Origin of the sequence: Pedobacter terrestris (assembly GCF_052343045.1) — a bacterium.
Lineage (GTDB): Bacteria > Bacteroidota > Bacteroidia > Sphingobacteriales > Sphingobacteriaceae > Pedobacter.
Genome location: NZ_CP180264.1, coordinates 1,731,899 through 1,747,622, shown reverse-complemented (window position 1 = coordinate 1,747,622; position 15,724 = coordinate 1,731,899). Strand labels below are relative to the sequence as shown.

The window sequence follows — 15,724 nt, the reverse complement described above, 5'->3', positions numbered from 1 at the left end:
ATATCCGTAGTAAAAGTGTGGCCTCTATAAAATACTGAATTGCTATACAGCGCTTTATAACCGCGAACTGCCTTTAATAAGTTGGCAATCTTCGAGTCTTTAAAATATTTAACCTCATCTCCGAAAATATGCACATAGGAACGACCAGCTAATGGGGCCGGACGATCGAGTGAGCCGAAGGTAATATTGAAGCCGGTAAAAAATATAATGGTATGCTGATAGCGAACAATTTTATTAAATGGTCTTCAGAAAAATTCTCTAAATGATTTATCTACATTTTGCTTTTCGGCTTCAGAAAATGTTGGCGGCTCTTTGCCTATAACAAAATGAATTCCCTCGCGAAAACCTTTTGATTTCAGGCTTCCAAAAGCGTAGGCAAAACGTTCTTTGTTAAGTTGGTATAAGTATCCGAAACCCAACAAACTGGGGCAAATGGCAATTCATAAATCATTTCCAATATGAATACTTGCCTCCGAAATCGATGAATACTGGTTTAGTTGATGTGTACCAAGCCTTATGGATGTTCTTCCATGAGAACGAATAGTGAAGTTCAGAGAACTCTACGTGACGCAATTCTTTTGACTATCTATTTAACATCTCAACCATTCTGTCTTGAGCTTCTGACTTTCTCGTAAATGAAAGATGTATGGAATCTTTGAAGTCATATTTCAACAACTCCTGTGAGGTTGGGTCTGGTATGTTTTCAATTACCTCAAACGCTTAAACTTCATACCATTGACTACCAACACTATTTTATTGTAAAAGCCATTTCTACTAGTAAGTTCATCTATTGTTAACAAGAAGTTTTGCTGAATATGTTTAAATAAATTTCTATATTAAAGAGTATGGATTGGAGAATATAATTATATACTTAGTTGTAGATCTATTTCTGGCATTTCGTCATAAGTTCTTCCATTTAAGATTCTCCCTGCATTTTTTTTATTTTTGCCTCCCCACTGTTTGAAAAAGAATGCCACGTCATTTCTCTCACACTGTTCCTGTATACTCAAAACCCATTCTGCTTTCATGGGTCTTGGCTTATGTCCACTTTCTCCTCCAACTATAACCCAATCTATGTTTTTTAAATCTAAATTCTCTAGAGATCCAATCAGAGGCTCAATAGAAACAAATTTAACTTTTGCATTAGTTTGCCTTAGATTCTCAATTCTATTTATAACTTTGTTATTTTCGACTGAAACACCCATCCAAATATTATGACTCCATTTCAATTCTGATTGAATTTCAAATAATCGTTCCGATCTTTTAGTCAATACTTGAAAAACATGTTGAGGGTTTTCGTTCATTACCTTGAATACCTTTTTAATGAATTCAAGAGGAATGTCTTTATGAAATAAGTCACTCATTGAATTGACAAAAACAACTTTTGAGTTTTTCCATGTATAAGGGATATTTAAGGAATCCTCATGAGTTCTAACTTCAAAATTATCCTTGTACTTCTCAATGCCCATTGCTTGGAGCCTTTTTGACATGATTTCAGCATAACAAAATTTACACCCATCAGAAATTTTATCACAACCTGTAGTTGGATTCCATGTCATTTCAGTCCATTCTATACTTGATTGTGCCATATTTTTTATTTTAATGCAAAGTAAACCTTTTTGTTATCGATATCCGAAGACTTAAAATACTTAATGTAGAACGAATTCTTCCTAGCCTTATCTCCGTTTGAAAGTAGAACCTCTAACTGGTTGTTTTTTTGAAGGCTATTAAGAACTTCTGTCGCGTGTTTAGTTAAATAACCATTTCTAAGGGTATATTCATAAATATCGCTGTTGAATCTTTTTGTTTCTTTGATGAAATTTTTCAATAGGACTTCAAGCTTGTTTGTTTTTTGATCGAAAAACAAACTTGGTGTGTTTCCACTATATTCCCAACCTCTTCCCTCCTCAGTATCTATTTCCCATTTTGACTCTAGCATCTTTTCAAATCCTTTAATGTGTGAAGTAAAAAAGAATAAGCAAAACACTGTGTTTTCTTCTTTTTTTAGAGAGAATTGGTCAACAAAGAAGTTTTCGCCTAAGTAGCTTTGGAAACCATTTCTTAAAACAGATATAAACTCCCAAACATTCTGAGTGCTTTTAGCATTAATTTCAATATTAAGCTCAGACATAAAATTTTTCAAGACTTCAGGAGTGCCTTCATCTGCGAAACGATACATGAATTGAATAGGTAGCCATAAAAGTATTTCACTTTTCTTATGATTACCTAAAAGTTCTTTAATGTCTTGCGCCAATAATTCCTTATATCCATATGGATCAATAAACACAAACGCCTTTTCATTTTTAAACTTTGTAAATCTTTCTTTTAATTTAATAACCTCATTTTTGTAATCATTACTTGAAAAATTCAGTTCACCAAATGTTGGATAGTATAAAGAGGTATCTTTAATGGATTTTTCTAACATTTCAATTTTTGATTTCTCAATATCATTGAAATGGCAATTTATCTTAGGTAATTTAGAGTGGCTTTTACTAATAATTGTATAGTAAGTTTGCTTAACATGTTTTAGGGTAACAAGAGGACTCCCATGACCGCCATTTTCATATAACCCTTGGCCACAGAATAAGTCATATATATGGATTGATTCTGTGTATTTATCGTTGCTGATAATATTAAGATATCTTTTAATGTACTCACCCAACAATCTAACCTTAGCTTCTGAATGATCAAGTAAATTTGTTTTTGTATCGAGTTTATTCATCAACGTTGAATGATTAGATAAGAGATTAATTATGTTTCTCTAAACTAGGAAGTAAATTATAGATTTCAGTATGGGAAACCGTAAATACCCATAATTAATATGCGTACTGACATGCATACGCAACGATATGCTTAAATTCCGACATATTTGGGGATCCGCTCATTTTAATTAGTATATCTTTATTCTATATGTCAGATGAACAACAGTTACCAGTTTCATTACTGGATGAGAGTATTCATATTCTAAATGTAATCAATGATAAACTCAATGACTACTTTGAAGCACTAACTATGTTGGTGGAGTTCAATGTGTCAATAGAGGTAGTTTCACCATTGCATCAATTAACCTTTGAGCATGGGGTAATCCTTATAAATAGCTATTTGGATGAACTTCATAAGCACTTCAAGGCTCTCTTACCTAATTCAGAAAGGGTAAGATTTTCTCCTTATTACAAACTGATTAAACAAGAAGTCAATAGATTTCCTGATATTAAGCGTTATAGGAATAATGTTTGTGCTCATAATCTTAGAGATGATGAACGGAGTATTTATTTATATGGTAACTTAAGGAAATATAAGATACCTCAAAACATCGCTGAATTTAAGTTTGTTAAGGATTGTCTGAATTTAATGACTCAAGTTGTTAATATGTGTTTTCCTATGTCTTGTTCCAGTGTTAGGGGAATAGTGGATGCTAGAATTAAAAATGACAAAACAGCTTACATTACCAGCTTGTCAAAGGAGAAACTAGAAACTATGACTTCAGACTTGTTAATCAAATTACAGATTATTGAACAAAAAGATAAGGAACAACTTTAAGCGTGACACAGTTATGCGAACCACTGCGAACTTAGAAAATGTGTGAGAACTGGTAATTGCGTAGCAATAAGGTTCAATCTATTTTTTTTTACACAAGCGACTAACGAGATATTTAATTAAATATCGTGACGGTCGTGCAGCATTTTCGATTGCGCAGGTGAGCTGAAACGTGGAATGCGATTAGACTTATCCAGGATGAAGCGAAGCAATTCTATGCAAATTGGAAGCAGCATTCTGCTTTTAAAAAGCAAACCATAATAAACGCAATTAGCCCATAACGCTAGCCCTGCACTCAAACTGCTTTAAGTTCGACTTTAATAGTATTCATTTTTAGTTAGGATAGGATGCAAACCGAAAACAATTTCTAATTTTAGATCTATGGAAATAAACCTCTCCTACACGCTAAAAGTCTGGCTATCTGGTATTGCAATCGGTACATTGGCGTTTTGGGCAATCATGACTATTGGTTCTCCTTCAGACAATTCGCACTGGCAAGATCTGCCCACATTTTTATTGTTGTCCCTATTTATGGCAGCTCTACTTTCATTCCCCGCAGCTTTTGTTTTTTATATTGCTATATATACTCTAAAAACCCGAAATCTTACATCGAAGAAATGTAAAGTCATCTTAAGCCTGCTGGCCGTTACAATGAGTTTCGCCACCTTTTTGATATTTGATCCGGACTCCCTCTTGTCTCCCGGATACCTTATTTTAATCGTTTCCTATACTACGCCTACTATTCCCTGTATCTGGTATTTCAAGCTTCAGGACATTGTTGAGGAATGAAAAACTCATAAATTACTAAGCATAAATCTTATATACCATTAAAGAAGACTTTGATTGAAATGTTTCTCAAAAACTTTGCAAATCACTCTTTCTAAAAACCTATCGTTTTCGCGGTGCTGATCGGGTGCGCATTCTCTCCAGCAGTTCTATGATGAAACTCGCGGATAAAACCCCTGCGCCTATTTTAAAATTTAACAAATACTAAGCACGCTTCGCTTTAATAACCTCCAAAAGTTTGTCCGCATTATTTTTAAAAGCCTCAACCTTGCCAATATTCGCTAAGGTGTACGACAACAGAGCGTGATTTGACAGATCGAGCCTGTTTTCTTTTTTTGCTTTAAAATTGCGGTAAATATAAACCGGCGTTTTCAACAAACCCCAAGGAAATCCCCACCAGCCGAACAAAGCAGTAGACCAGACTGCCTTATCATTTGCCTGATCCAGGCAATCCGGACAGGCGATAGTTGGTTTCCTTTCTGAAGTTGTAACAATCAAAAAACTTTTTACGGTATGCGCCACCGTTCCATTCAGTTTTTGCTGGCTGCTGTCGCAAACCGGACAAGGCAAATTGCTCAAGAGCTGTGCGTACTGCTCAATTTCCTCAGATGTATAGGTTTTATTTTGTGCAATGACACCGGCTAAGAGATCTGGATTCAGGTTGCGTTTGGTGATTTCTTTTTCTATAATTTCGATTACGCCGGGTTTGAGCCCCTCCCCGCGTGTTGTGGCTATATTGATCAGCTCGCGATCTGACATGCGCATGTAGTTCTTCTCAATGTCATTGATATCCATGATATACAGGCTTGTTTGTTCTGGTTGCTGCAAGTTAAAGCTTTTTACGCATTCAGAAAACTGATTTTCAGAAACACATTCGGCTCGGAAAACACATAAGTTCAATTGCTTGAGCAAGCGACAAGAATTGCACCACCTTGGTACAAAAAAGACTAGTTGTTTACCCTTTGTTAACCTTTTTATTACCTATTTATTACCCCTTAGGTAAACAATAGGTAACCAAGGGGTAATAAATAGGTAAACCTGGTGTCAACCTGGTATCAACCTGATGTAAGGAAATGCATAAAAACCGTTCAGCATGAACAGCTTAAATACAGGTTTGATGATTTGGATTTTTTATTTAAAAAATTGGGAACTATACAATAAATCAGACGGAAATTTTCTAAAAAGGTCTTGTTGCGGAGACAGTTGGAATTGAGGGCAAATTTACTGCTGATTCTAAGAGAATCATTAAACCAGGGCAATAAATTAACGAAATATAACAGGCTTAATGACAGATTAAATTACTAAAGAGCGGGATCCAAATTCATCGAATAACAAGCCAATTCTCAAAAAGACAAGCAAGGGTTTGGGTCAACAGTCTTATTGAAATTGTATAACTAAGCAAAAGAGGAATCAACTTGTCACTTCCTGCATTTTTGGAAGCCCGAACCAGAAAGTGCTTCCTTTTCCGGGTTCACTGTCTACCCCGATTTCGCCATTGTGGCGCGAGATAATGTCCGCGCAGATGTATAAGCCAAGGCCAAGTCCGGTGGTGTCTGTATTGGCTGAAGCACGGTAGTACCGCTCAAAAAGATGCTGCTGTTTAGCCTTTTCGATACCTGGCCCGCTGTCGGATATACTGACCTGAACGTGGGTATTTGTGGTTCTGACATCGAGCGTAATCACCATCGAATCTGGGGCATACTTTACCGCATTGTTCACAAAATTAACCACAATCTGTTCGATCCGCGACTTATCGGCATAAATTTCTACACCCGTTTCACCCGTATGCAGCAGTTGATGTTTACCATCCAAACGGACATGCACGCAACAGTTTTCCAGCATTTCATCCAGAGAAAAAAGCGACTTTTGAAGCGGCAAGACGCCGTCGTCCTGTTTTCCCGAAATCAACAATTCATTAAAAAGCCGGATAATTTTTTCCACGTTCTGATTAGACTGTTCAATTAATTTCAGCAAAACGGGACTCGAAATATTAGATTTCATCCGGTCCATCAACTGTAGGGCGCCTTTTAGACTGGTGATAGGTGTTTTAAGCTCGTGACCAGCAATATTCAGAAATTCATCCCGCTTTTCCAGAACAAGCATATGGCTGTCAATATTGCTGCAGGAGCCTAACCAATGATCCACCTTTCCGTTTAGATCTTTAAAAGGCTCTGCACGAACCGCAAACCAATGATAGGTGTAAAGTTTGTTGCGCAGGCGAAGCTGCAGATCTAGTTTATCACCAGTAGAAACCGCAACCAACCAGGCCCGCATTGCAGCTATTTTATCCTCGGGGTGGATGTGGGATAAAATATGCTGACTGTCAGGCTTTTCTTCCTTGATATTAAAATATTCAACGAAGCGTTTATTGACCTGATCAATTGTGCCCAGACGATCGGCAGACCAGATGAGTTCCGGACTAAAGTCTGAAAGAAATGCGACCTTCCTGGACTGTGTCTCTGCATGGTTTTTAGCAGCGAGTAGTTCTTTTTCGTATTTTTTGCGGTCGCTAATGTCTATGATAACTGTATTTACAATCAATTCTCCCTTTTCGCTACGCATTGCGCTGGCGTTGATCAGAACCGGAAATTGACTGCCGTCCAGCCTGCAGATGTCAAAACTCAGTTGTTTGGCTGAATCCTGCATCTGGATCATAGGCGAAAACATAATTTCATAATATATCTTTCCTGCCTTGGTAAGGAAGTGCTTGAAGTTATAATTATATTTTACTTCAGCAGGATTGGAGAAGCCCAGCCAGTCAGCAAAAGTCTGGTTGATGCGCAGAATCTGTCCATCAGATAAAAATGAGCAATAACCACATGGCGCATTTTCATACAGTGTATCTGAATCAAAAAGTACAGTATTATATTTTTCTGGCATGCATTAATTTAGGTCAAATAAAGTCCCTTATAGCACAAATGGTTTCTTCGTGCGCACTCAAATGGGCGCAGTGTCCTGTTGCCTTCATACGGATAAGCGTATTGTTCTTCAGATTTTTGTGCATATAGTCGCCTACTTCAAGTGGAGCGATAATATCTTCAACCGACTGCAGCGTAAGTGTTGGAATGTTTACATGTTTGAGGTCCTTCCGATTATCGGATAAGAACGTTACCCTGGCAAAACGCTTTGCAATCTCAGGGTCTGTGGCACAAAAGCTTTCTGTAAGGTTTTGTCCGAGTTCAGGGCGATCAGCATTGGCCATAATCGCAGGCGCCATTGCCCTTGACCAGCCAAGATAGTTTGCATCCATCATTTCAAAAAGGCTATCCAGTTCTTCCTGCTCAAAACCGCCAATATATCCTTCTGCATTGAGGTAACATGGTGAAGGCCCAATAAGAACCATTTTCGAAAACAGCCCGGGCAGCTGGTTAGAAGCCAGTATTCCCGTCATAGAACTTACCGAATGACCAACGAAGATTGCATTGTGAATATTCAGCACTTCACAGATATCGAGGATATCTTGGGCGTAGCCATCAAGACTGGCGTACCTTTTTTCATCATAAGCACTCAAATCAGATTTTCCAGCGCCCACATAATCAAAAGAGATAAGTGTATAGTCTTTTTCAAATGCGGGCAATATATTGGCCCAAACATTCTGATCGCAACCGTAACCGTGGGCAAATAGCAAGACTTGCTCTCCTCTACCGGTAACCTTTACATTATTTCTTTCAAGCACATTAATCATGGACAAACGCAAAATTTGTAGTAAATGTAAGTAAAAAAAGTCTGTTTCAAACATCTGTAACTTTACGGCAATTGTGATTTTTTTAAAAGTAATCGGAAAATAAGCGTTGCGGAGAAAAAACCATGTCCACCCGCGGAAAAAGACACCAGTTGATTCGTCTTGAAGGATCAATCCAACCCCTAACGACTTCCAGATGATATCTAGTGTTAGGTATTACAAAAGACCTTGTGCCGACCTGTATGTAAAAAGATACCCCGGAAGGGATTCGAACCCCTGAACAAGAAAAGCCTTGATTTCTCAAGGCTTTTAGTTCGATTTTGCAAGAAGTACTCGGGGCGGGAATCGAACCCGCACGACTTTTAGGGTCACAGGATTTTAAGTCCTGCGTGTCTACCAGTTCCACCACCCGAGCAGGTGATTAACCTTTTAAATTAAAAGCCTTCTTAAAGGAAGGCTTTCGGAGCGAAAGACGAGATTCGAACTCGCGACCCCGACCTTGGCAAGGTCGTGCTCTACCAACTGAGCTACTTTCGCTTGTTAAACACTGTTGAGGTGTTTCCCGTTGGGGTTGCAAATATAGATATTATTCATTCAAAACAAAAAAATAAATAAAATAATTTTAAAATTCTTATTTCAAGTAAATCAGCCAAAAACTAAAGCATTAAAAACGAATAACTTAAAAGATCTTTTTCCAGATGAAAAACTTGTACAAAGTCGACAGAGGTATATCAAAAACTAGGAACATGGTAAAAACCTCACTCTGTTAATGTGAATGCTCCTTGTACGGATCTGCACGTCCCTCTCCTGAAAGAGAGGGAAAGGTTGGACACTACTTTAAACCCAAATTCATATTGAATTTTACTATATAAAGGTAAACTCTGCACCAAACAGGTTTCCACTAACGATTAATCCCTCTCTTTAAGGAGAGGGACAGCACGAAAATTGCCCACACCACAAACGCACATAGGGTGAGGTTTAAACAATAATAAAACCTCTCCCTATCAATGGGAATGCTCCTTATACTGTCTGCAGGGCCCTCTCCTGAAAGAGAGGGAAAGGCTGGACACTACTTTAAACCCAAATTCATATTGTATTTTACAATATAAAGGTAAACTCTGCACCAAACAGGTCTCCACTAGCGATAAATCTCTCTCTTTAAAGAGAGGGACAGCACGAAAATTGCCCACACCACAAACGCACATAGGGTGAGGTTTAAACAATAAAAAAACCTCTCCCTATCAATGGGAATGCTCCTTATACTGTCTGCACCTCCCTCTCCTGAAAGAGAGGGAAAGGTTGGCTAATACTTTAAACCCAGATGCATATTGAATTTTAGTACATAAAGGTAAACTCTGCACCGAACAGGTTTCCACTAACGATAAATCCCTCTCTTTAAGGAGAGGGACAGCACGAAATTGCCCACACCACAAACGTACATAGGGTGAGGTTTAAACAATAAAAAACCTCTCCCTGTCAATGTAAATGCTCCTTATACGAATCTGCACGTCCCTCTCCTGAAAGAGAGGGAAATGTAGTAAAGAGGAAACTCTGCACCAAACAGGTTTCCACTGACGATGAATCCCTCTCTTTAAGGAGAGGGACAGCACGAAAATTGCCCATACTACCAACGTTGATAGGGTGAGGTCTAAATAAGCGAGACGTTTAAAAATATTCTCCGGTTACACCAATTTCGAGACCACGAAGTTCGGCCAGACCTCTTAGCCTACCAATTGCAGAATAACCCGGGTTGGTAACTTTCGCCAAATCATCCAGCATCTGATGCCCGTGATCCGGACGGAAAGGAATTGGTTTCTCGCGATTGGCATTTTCTTCGGTAATAGCTTTCATGATGTCGTACATATTTACATCGCCTCCTAAATGGTCTGCCTCGTAGAAACTTCCATCCTCATCTTTGGTTACATTACGCAAATGGGCGAAATACACACGGGATTTTACCGCTTCAAAAATTTCCAACGTATTGTTATCCATACCTGCGCCCAAAGAACCGGTGCAAAAACATACACCATTGAATGGCTGATCTACAGTTTTGATAATATATTGAAAGTCTTCCAGAGTACTTGCAATACGTGGCAAGCCCAGAATTGGATAAGGCGGATCATCTGGATGAATGGTCATTACAATGCCTTCTTCGGTACATACTTCTGCAATAGACTGTAGAAAATAACTTAGATTTTCTTTCAGCCCATCGGTGCCGATGGCTTTATACACGTCAATACTTGCCCGAAGCGTTTCCAGCTCAATTTCCTTTTCATTCGGGATACCCATTAACACGTTGATACGCAAATCGGTCAAATCCTGCGCGCTAAGTGTCACCACTTTATCCTCTGCTCTTTTAAGGATAGAAGTGCTGTAATCGGCTGCTGCACCTTCCCTTTTCAGGATATAGATGTCAAAAATAGCCAGGTCGATCCAATTGAAATATAAAGCTTTGGAACCGTCTGTCATTTCGAGATCGAGCTGGGTACGTGTCCAATCTAATACCGGCATAAAGTTATAGCAAACGGTTTTGATTCCGCATTGTGCTAAATTTCTCAAAGAAATTCTATAATTTTCTAAGTATTGCTCTACGCCTTCGCGGCGGGTTTTAATGGCTTCATGCACCGGGACACTTTCTACTACAGACCAGGTTAAGCCTGCAGCTTCAATAATGGCTTTTCGCTCCTGAATGTCTTCCAGCGGCCAGATTTCGCCATGTGGAATATGGTGTAGCGCAGATACAATGCCGGTTGCTCCGGCCTGCTTTACATCTTGAAGGCTTACCGGGTCATTTGGTCCGTACCAGCGCCAGGTTTGTTCTAATTTTTGGTATTTCATGTTTAAGGTTGCTCTATAAAATTTGATTTATACGCCAGAAAAGGCACAGAAACCACCATCTACTGTTATATTTTCTCCATTTACAAATTGAGAGGCATCGCTGAGTAAGTATACCAATGCACCAATCAATTCATCTGGATTTCCAAACCGTTTATAAGGCGTTTTGGAAATAATTGCCTCGCCCCTGGCGGTTAACGTTCCATCTGGATTGGTAAGCAAGTTACGGTTTTGATTGGTGAGGAAAAAACCCGGCACAATACCATTCATCCGCACTTTTCCGGCATAACGATTGGCCAGCTCTACAGCCATCCATTTAGTATAACTGTCTATCGCAGATTTAGCCATAGAATATCCTAAAACACGCGTAACGGCCTGTGAAGCCGAAACAGAAGAAATATTAACAATACTTCCACTGTGTTTTGCAATCTCCTGTCCAAAAATTTGTGTGGGTATAAGTGTACCGAAAAGATTTAAGTCGAAAGCCTGTTTTAAGGCATTAAAATTCAGATCGAATACATCACTTCCCGGTTGTACCACCGCTTCAGCAACATTTCCGCCGGCACCATTAACCAGAGCGTCTATTCGGCCAAAGCTTTTCAGGATTTGATCTTTCGCGTCTGCCAAATCTTGATCATTCAGCACGTCGGCCAACACATAAATGGCTTTACCTCCGCTTTGCGTTACTTCATCAACCCTGGCTTTTGCAGCATCTTCATTTCGTCCAATTACAACTATTGTTGCCTTCGCAGCATTTAAACCACGGATAAAAGCTTCGCCCAAAATACCCGTAGCGCCGGTTACCACCACTACTTTGTTTTGAAGGGAAAACAAGCTTTCGACTTCTTGCATCATCTTTTTAGTTTTAAGTTATTCTACAACCAGCGTAGAAATGGAGTGTGGCAAACTGGTTGTGCTTGCCGCCTCTCCTTTTATCCAAAGGCTGTATTTTAGTTTTTTATCGGTTTTATTCATCACCACAACAACCAACTTGCCGTCGGTATTCTGGAAAGCAGTACTTTGCAATACATCGCGACTAGATGCTGTACCAACACGTTTTGCTCCCGGACGGATAAACTTAGAAAACTGGCCCATATAGTAAAATGCATTGGTATAGATTAACTTATCGTTTTTAGTATCGGCATGAACCGGTGCGAAACAAAAGTTACCCACGTGGTTTGGCCCGCCTTTTTCGTCTAGCAAAATATTCCAGTCTGTCCAGGCAACGGTTCCGGCATTAAAGTCGTTAATCATAGAATTTCCATAACGTTCGCCTAAAGTCCAGTCGTCTAATTTATTGCCATCGTATTTTTCCTGGCAGCCTTCTGTAAAAATCAGCGCTTTATCCGGATAGGCTTCATGTGTTTGTTTCAAATTTCCAAATTGCATTTCACTTCCCGTCCAGGTTTCATACCAATGAAAACCTATTCCCCAGACATATTTCGCAGCATCTTTGTCGTTTAAGATGGTGCTGGCCCGTTGAAAGATCTGATCGCGGTTATGATCCCACGCAATCAGTTTTTTAGATGCAAGACCCGATTTCTGCAAAGTTGGGCCGAGGAAATTTTTGATAAAATCGCGCTCCTCTTCAGCAGTAAACGTGCATGACTCCCAGATTTGTCTTGCCATAGGCTCATTCTGAACGGTTAAACCCCAAACCGGCATACCCATAGCTTCATATGCTTTAATAAATTTCACATAATGATTGGCCCAGCTTTGGCGGTATTCTGGCAGCAAATGCCCACCCATAATCAGGCTGTTGTTGTCTTTCATCCACGCCGGCGGAGACCATGGACTTACAAACAGGGGCAATTTGCCACCGGCAGCCGCAGTAGCCTGTTTAATTAAAGGAATTTTATACTGCTCATCATGCGCAACACTGAAGGTTTTCAGCTCTTTATCGTGATCTTGTACGTAAGCATAACTCGCGCTAGAAAAATCGCAGCTGGCTATATTGGTTCGCGCCAAGGTATATCCAATGCCTTTGTCTTTATTGTAATATGCCGTTAGCAGCGCTTCCTGATTCTTTTTCGAAAGCTTGGCAAAAGTTTCTGCCGAGGCATCTGTAAGTGCGCCACCAATCCCTACAAATGTTTGGTATTTTATCGTCGGATCTACAAATATGCAGGGTTCAGTTTCTAATGGCTGTTTATTCTCTGCAAACGTTAATGTTTCCGTTTTACTAATCCGGAGGTTTGTTTTCTCTGCCGTTGTATAAACGTTCACTTTCTTGTTGTTTACCGTAAAAGCTTTGGGAGATTGTGCCGACGCAGTAAATGCGCTGGTCAAAGCCAAAAGAATGCTTAGATTTCTTTTCATTATCATTATTGTTTTCGTTCAAATACCTTCTATAAAAAGGTTGGGATTAAAATTTGATTTTTGCCGAATTTCTGAATAAATCAACAATTTGAGCCCTAAAATCACAAATATTGCAGTTCATTTATCAACGGTTTATGAAAAAATCCGATAACCTTTTCAAGATTAAGCACATAAGCATCTTCTCATTTTTCTTGTTATTTCCGGCTGCGCAACAAAGCTTCGAGATAATAATAGTCGGCATAATTTATCGGCACATCAACTTCAGAATTTGCGGGTCTGTGGCCTGTACTGTGCGCCAGTATAAATCCATAATTTGTTCCGTATGCGTTGGTATATGCAGCACTGCCAAGTGATTTCAAAATTTTATCTGCTGCAGCGCGATAGCTTTTTGACTTACCACTGTACTTTGCCAGTTCATATAGTGCAGATGCAATTATGGCTGCCGCCGATGCATCTCTGGACACTTCCGGAATCTTCGGATCATTATAATCCCAATACGGGATTCCGTCTTTCGGTGTTATTGTATTACTTAATATAAAATTTGCAACGCCATCTGCCTGTGTTAAATAATCTTTATTTTTGGTTTCGCGATAACACATCGTATACCCGTACAAAGCCCATGCTTGTCCGCGCGCCCAGGAAGATTCATTTGCATAACCCTGAGCCGTAACTTTTGCGCGTACTCCGCCACCAATGGTATCATAATCAACCACGTGGTATGAACTGAAATCCGGACGAAAATGGTTCTTCAACGTTGTATTGGCATGAGCCACAGCAATTTTATAAAAGGAAGAATCGCCGGTAAATTTCGTGGCTTCAAACAGCAATTCAAGATTCATCATATTATCAATAATAACCGGAAACCTCCATTTGTCGCTATTGTGATCCCACGAGCGGATTACACCAGCCTTCGCATTAAACCGGGTGGATAAGGATTTTGCAGCCTGAATAATGACCGAACGGTATGCGGTATCTTTCGTAAGCCGATAGCCGTTACCAAACGGACAATAAATCATAAAGCCAAGATCATGTGTACCGCGGTTAAATTTTTCTTTTTCAATATCGGCCGTATACTTTTTGGCCAAATTGAGGTATTTTTTATCTCCTGTATATTCATACAGATACCAGAGTTCTGCCGGGAAGAAACCGCTTGTCCAATCTCTTGAAACGACCATTTTAAATTGTCCGTTTTCTACAGTTCTTGGTGAAACCAGATTGGGTTTTAACAAGCGTGCCGAATCCACATTGCGGATTAAAATGTCGGTTTGTTTTTCTGCTGATGCAAAAGCTTTTTTCACATCTACCTGTGCTTTTACTATACTGAAAGACAGTAAGATTAACACGGTTATACTCATTTTTAAATTCATATTATAGCCAGATTAGGGGATGACGAATTGGGAGGTTTCGAATCACTTCTTCAACCTCCGGATTATGTTCTAATTTTTTCCAGGTGGCGAACCAGTCGTTTTGCTCGTATTGGATTGCACCAAAGAGCAAAAATGGCTGCGCAACAGGCCAGTTTTCCCAATACATAACATCAGGTTTCAAGCTCCACTTTAGTTTATTTTCGATATAGGGATAGAGGTATGAAATGCCTTTACGAATGGATTTTCCATCTGCAGTTTCAAAAGCCCAAAGGTTATCTTTTTTAACAGACAGAATTTGGCAAAGCATTACAAAAGCATCCAGATTAAAGATAGAATAGCCAAAAGGTTTTGTACGTGCCATTTCTAAAGGAAAGCTGCCATCAGCAGCCATTTGATTAGGCAAGAGAACTGTTTTATAGCGCGTGCGCAAAGAATCCAGCATCACCTCATTATTACAGAGTTTAGCAAATGCGGCCACCTGCATGGCCCAGCAGGTGGCATGGTTATTTTTAACGTTTTTCTCTTGCAGGCCAGGTATGCTGGTATTCAGCCATTGAATGTAATCATCAAACCATGTTTTAATTCCTGTAAGCGTTTCCCGATCGAAAGCTTTTGATTTTTCCATAATGCGAACGCCCTGAGCAACTTCCATCAAATGAATGGTATCAATAATTCCATAATTACGCCCTGTAAAACGACCTTTCACTGCTTGCGCAAATAGAAGATTCGGGTTCATTAGTGTTTGCTTATCTGTAAACCAGGATTTTAAATGTTTAATGGCATGAACAACATATACATCATCACCCGTAATCTTATATGCTGATGCGAGCGCGCCGATAATTACACTAAAACGGATCATCGCTTTGCGGTGTGCCACAAAGTTATCTGGGTTGGTTAATCCATCCCGGTTGATGTACGGACCGTCAGGATTTTTCGGATCTGGCCAGAAATAATCTGCTTCTGAGAAAAAATCATGTATACCGCCCGCGCTGCGCGGCGATTGCGCAGCCGTAATGGTAATTGGCTGCTGTTGCAATGCCCAATCTGCTTCTTTTAAAATTTGTGCTTTTAAAAGATTTTCAGCTTGCTTCTGCAGTCTGGGTTTAACCAATATGCGGTGATTTTCGGGAAAAGTAAAAGCCGCAACGATCTGGAAGCTGACGATCAAAAGGAAAATAAAAGCATTTTTTCTCATGGG

At 39.5% G+C, this 15,724-nt stretch carries 12 protein-coding genes and 2 tRNA genes; 2 read left to right on the top strand and 12 right to left on the bottom strand.

Annotation, left to right across the window (positions count from 1 at the left end; translation table 11 throughout):
* Positions 1-863: 863 nt before the first annotated feature.
* Both ACJVDH_RS07510 and tcmP read right to left on the bottom strand, forming a co-directional pair.
* Positions 864-1,589: a DUF5131 family protein gene (locus tag ACJVDH_RS07510; RefSeq protein WP_443946945.1), complete on the bottom strand. Its 726-nt coding sequence runs from the start codon at positions 1,587-1,589 to the stop codon at positions 864-866.
* Between the two features lie 5 nt (positions 1,590-1,594).
* Complete coding sequence (gene tcmP, locus ACJVDH_RS07505) at positions 1,595-2,722, bottom strand: three-Cys-motif partner protein TcmP (protein WP_443946944.1); 1,128 nt, start codon at positions 2,720-2,722, stop codon at positions 1,595-1,597.
* A 188-nt stretch (positions 2,723-2,910) separates the two neighbouring features.
* On the opposite strand from tcmP, the gene ACJVDH_RS07500 reads away from it, so the two are divergent.
* Together ACJVDH_RS07500 and ACJVDH_RS07495 are read left to right on the top strand one after the other, a co-directional pair.
* Entirely contained in the window at positions 2,911-3,540 is a 630-nt protein-coding gene (locus ACJVDH_RS07500; protein WP_443946943.1) for a hypothetical protein, read from the top strand.
* A gap of 378 nt (positions 3,541-3,918) precedes the next feature.
* On the top strand, positions 3,919-4,326 hold the full coding sequence (locus ACJVDH_RS07495; protein ID WP_443946942.1) for a hypothetical protein: 408 nt from the start codon (positions 3,919-3,921) through the stop codon (positions 4,324-4,326).
* Between the two features lie 201 nt (positions 4,327-4,527).
* Here ACJVDH_RS07495 and ACJVDH_RS07490 read toward each other — a convergent pair whose 3' ends face one another.
* From ACJVDH_RS07490 to ACJVDH_RS07445, 10 genes are all read right to left on the bottom strand, one after another.
* Positions 4,528-5,118: a hypothetical protein gene (locus ACJVDH_RS07490; RefSeq protein WP_443946941.1), complete on the bottom strand. Its 591-nt coding sequence runs from the start codon at positions 5,116-5,118 to the stop codon at positions 4,528-4,530.
* A 615-nt stretch (positions 5,119-5,733) separates the two neighbouring features.
* Entirely contained in the window at positions 5,734-7,203 is a 1,470-nt protein-coding gene (locus ACJVDH_RS07485) for a PAS domain-containing sensor histidine kinase (protein WP_443946940.1), read from the bottom strand.
* A 13-nt stretch (positions 7,204-7,216) separates the two neighbouring features.
* Positions 7,217-8,062, bottom strand: coding sequence for an alpha/beta fold hydrolase (locus ACJVDH_RS07480; protein WP_443946939.1), 846 nt, complete (start codon positions 8,060-8,062; stop codon positions 7,217-7,219).
* A gap of 273 nt (positions 8,063-8,335) precedes the next feature.
* Positions 8,336-8,420: transfer RNA gene (locus ACJVDH_RS07475), tRNA-Leu, on the bottom strand.
* A 49-nt stretch (positions 8,421-8,469) separates the two neighbouring features.
* Positions 8,470-8,542, bottom strand: a tRNA-Gly gene (locus tag ACJVDH_RS07470).
* A 1,128-nt stretch (positions 8,543-9,670) separates the two neighbouring features.
* Positions 9,671-10,843 (bottom strand): mannonate dehydratase, encoded by a 1,173-nt coding sequence (uxuA, locus tag ACJVDH_RS07465; RefSeq protein WP_443946938.1) that lies wholly within the window; start codon positions 10,841-10,843, stop codon positions 9,671-9,673.
* 27 nt (positions 10,844-10,870) lie between these two features.
* On the bottom strand, positions 10,871-11,695 hold the full coding sequence (locus tag ACJVDH_RS07460) for an SDR family oxidoreductase (protein WP_443946937.1): 825 nt from the start codon (positions 11,693-11,695) through the stop codon (positions 10,871-10,873).
* A 15-nt stretch (positions 11,696-11,710) separates the two neighbouring features.
* Positions 11,711-13,159, bottom strand: coding sequence for a glycoside hydrolase family 30 protein (locus ACJVDH_RS07455; protein WP_443946936.1), 1,449 nt, complete (start codon positions 13,157-13,159; stop codon positions 11,711-11,713).
* A 194-nt stretch (positions 13,160-13,353) separates the two neighbouring features.
* Complete coding sequence (locus tag ACJVDH_RS07450) at positions 13,354-14,526, bottom strand: glycoside hydrolase family 88 protein (protein ID WP_443946935.1); 1,173 nt, start codon at positions 14,524-14,526, stop codon at positions 13,354-13,356.
* A 1-nt stretch (position 14,527) separates the two neighbouring features.
* Entirely contained in the window at positions 14,528-15,721 is a 1,194-nt protein-coding gene (locus ACJVDH_RS07445) for an alginate lyase family protein (RefSeq protein WP_443946934.1), read from the bottom strand.
* Positions 15,722-15,724: the final 3 nt, after the last annotated feature.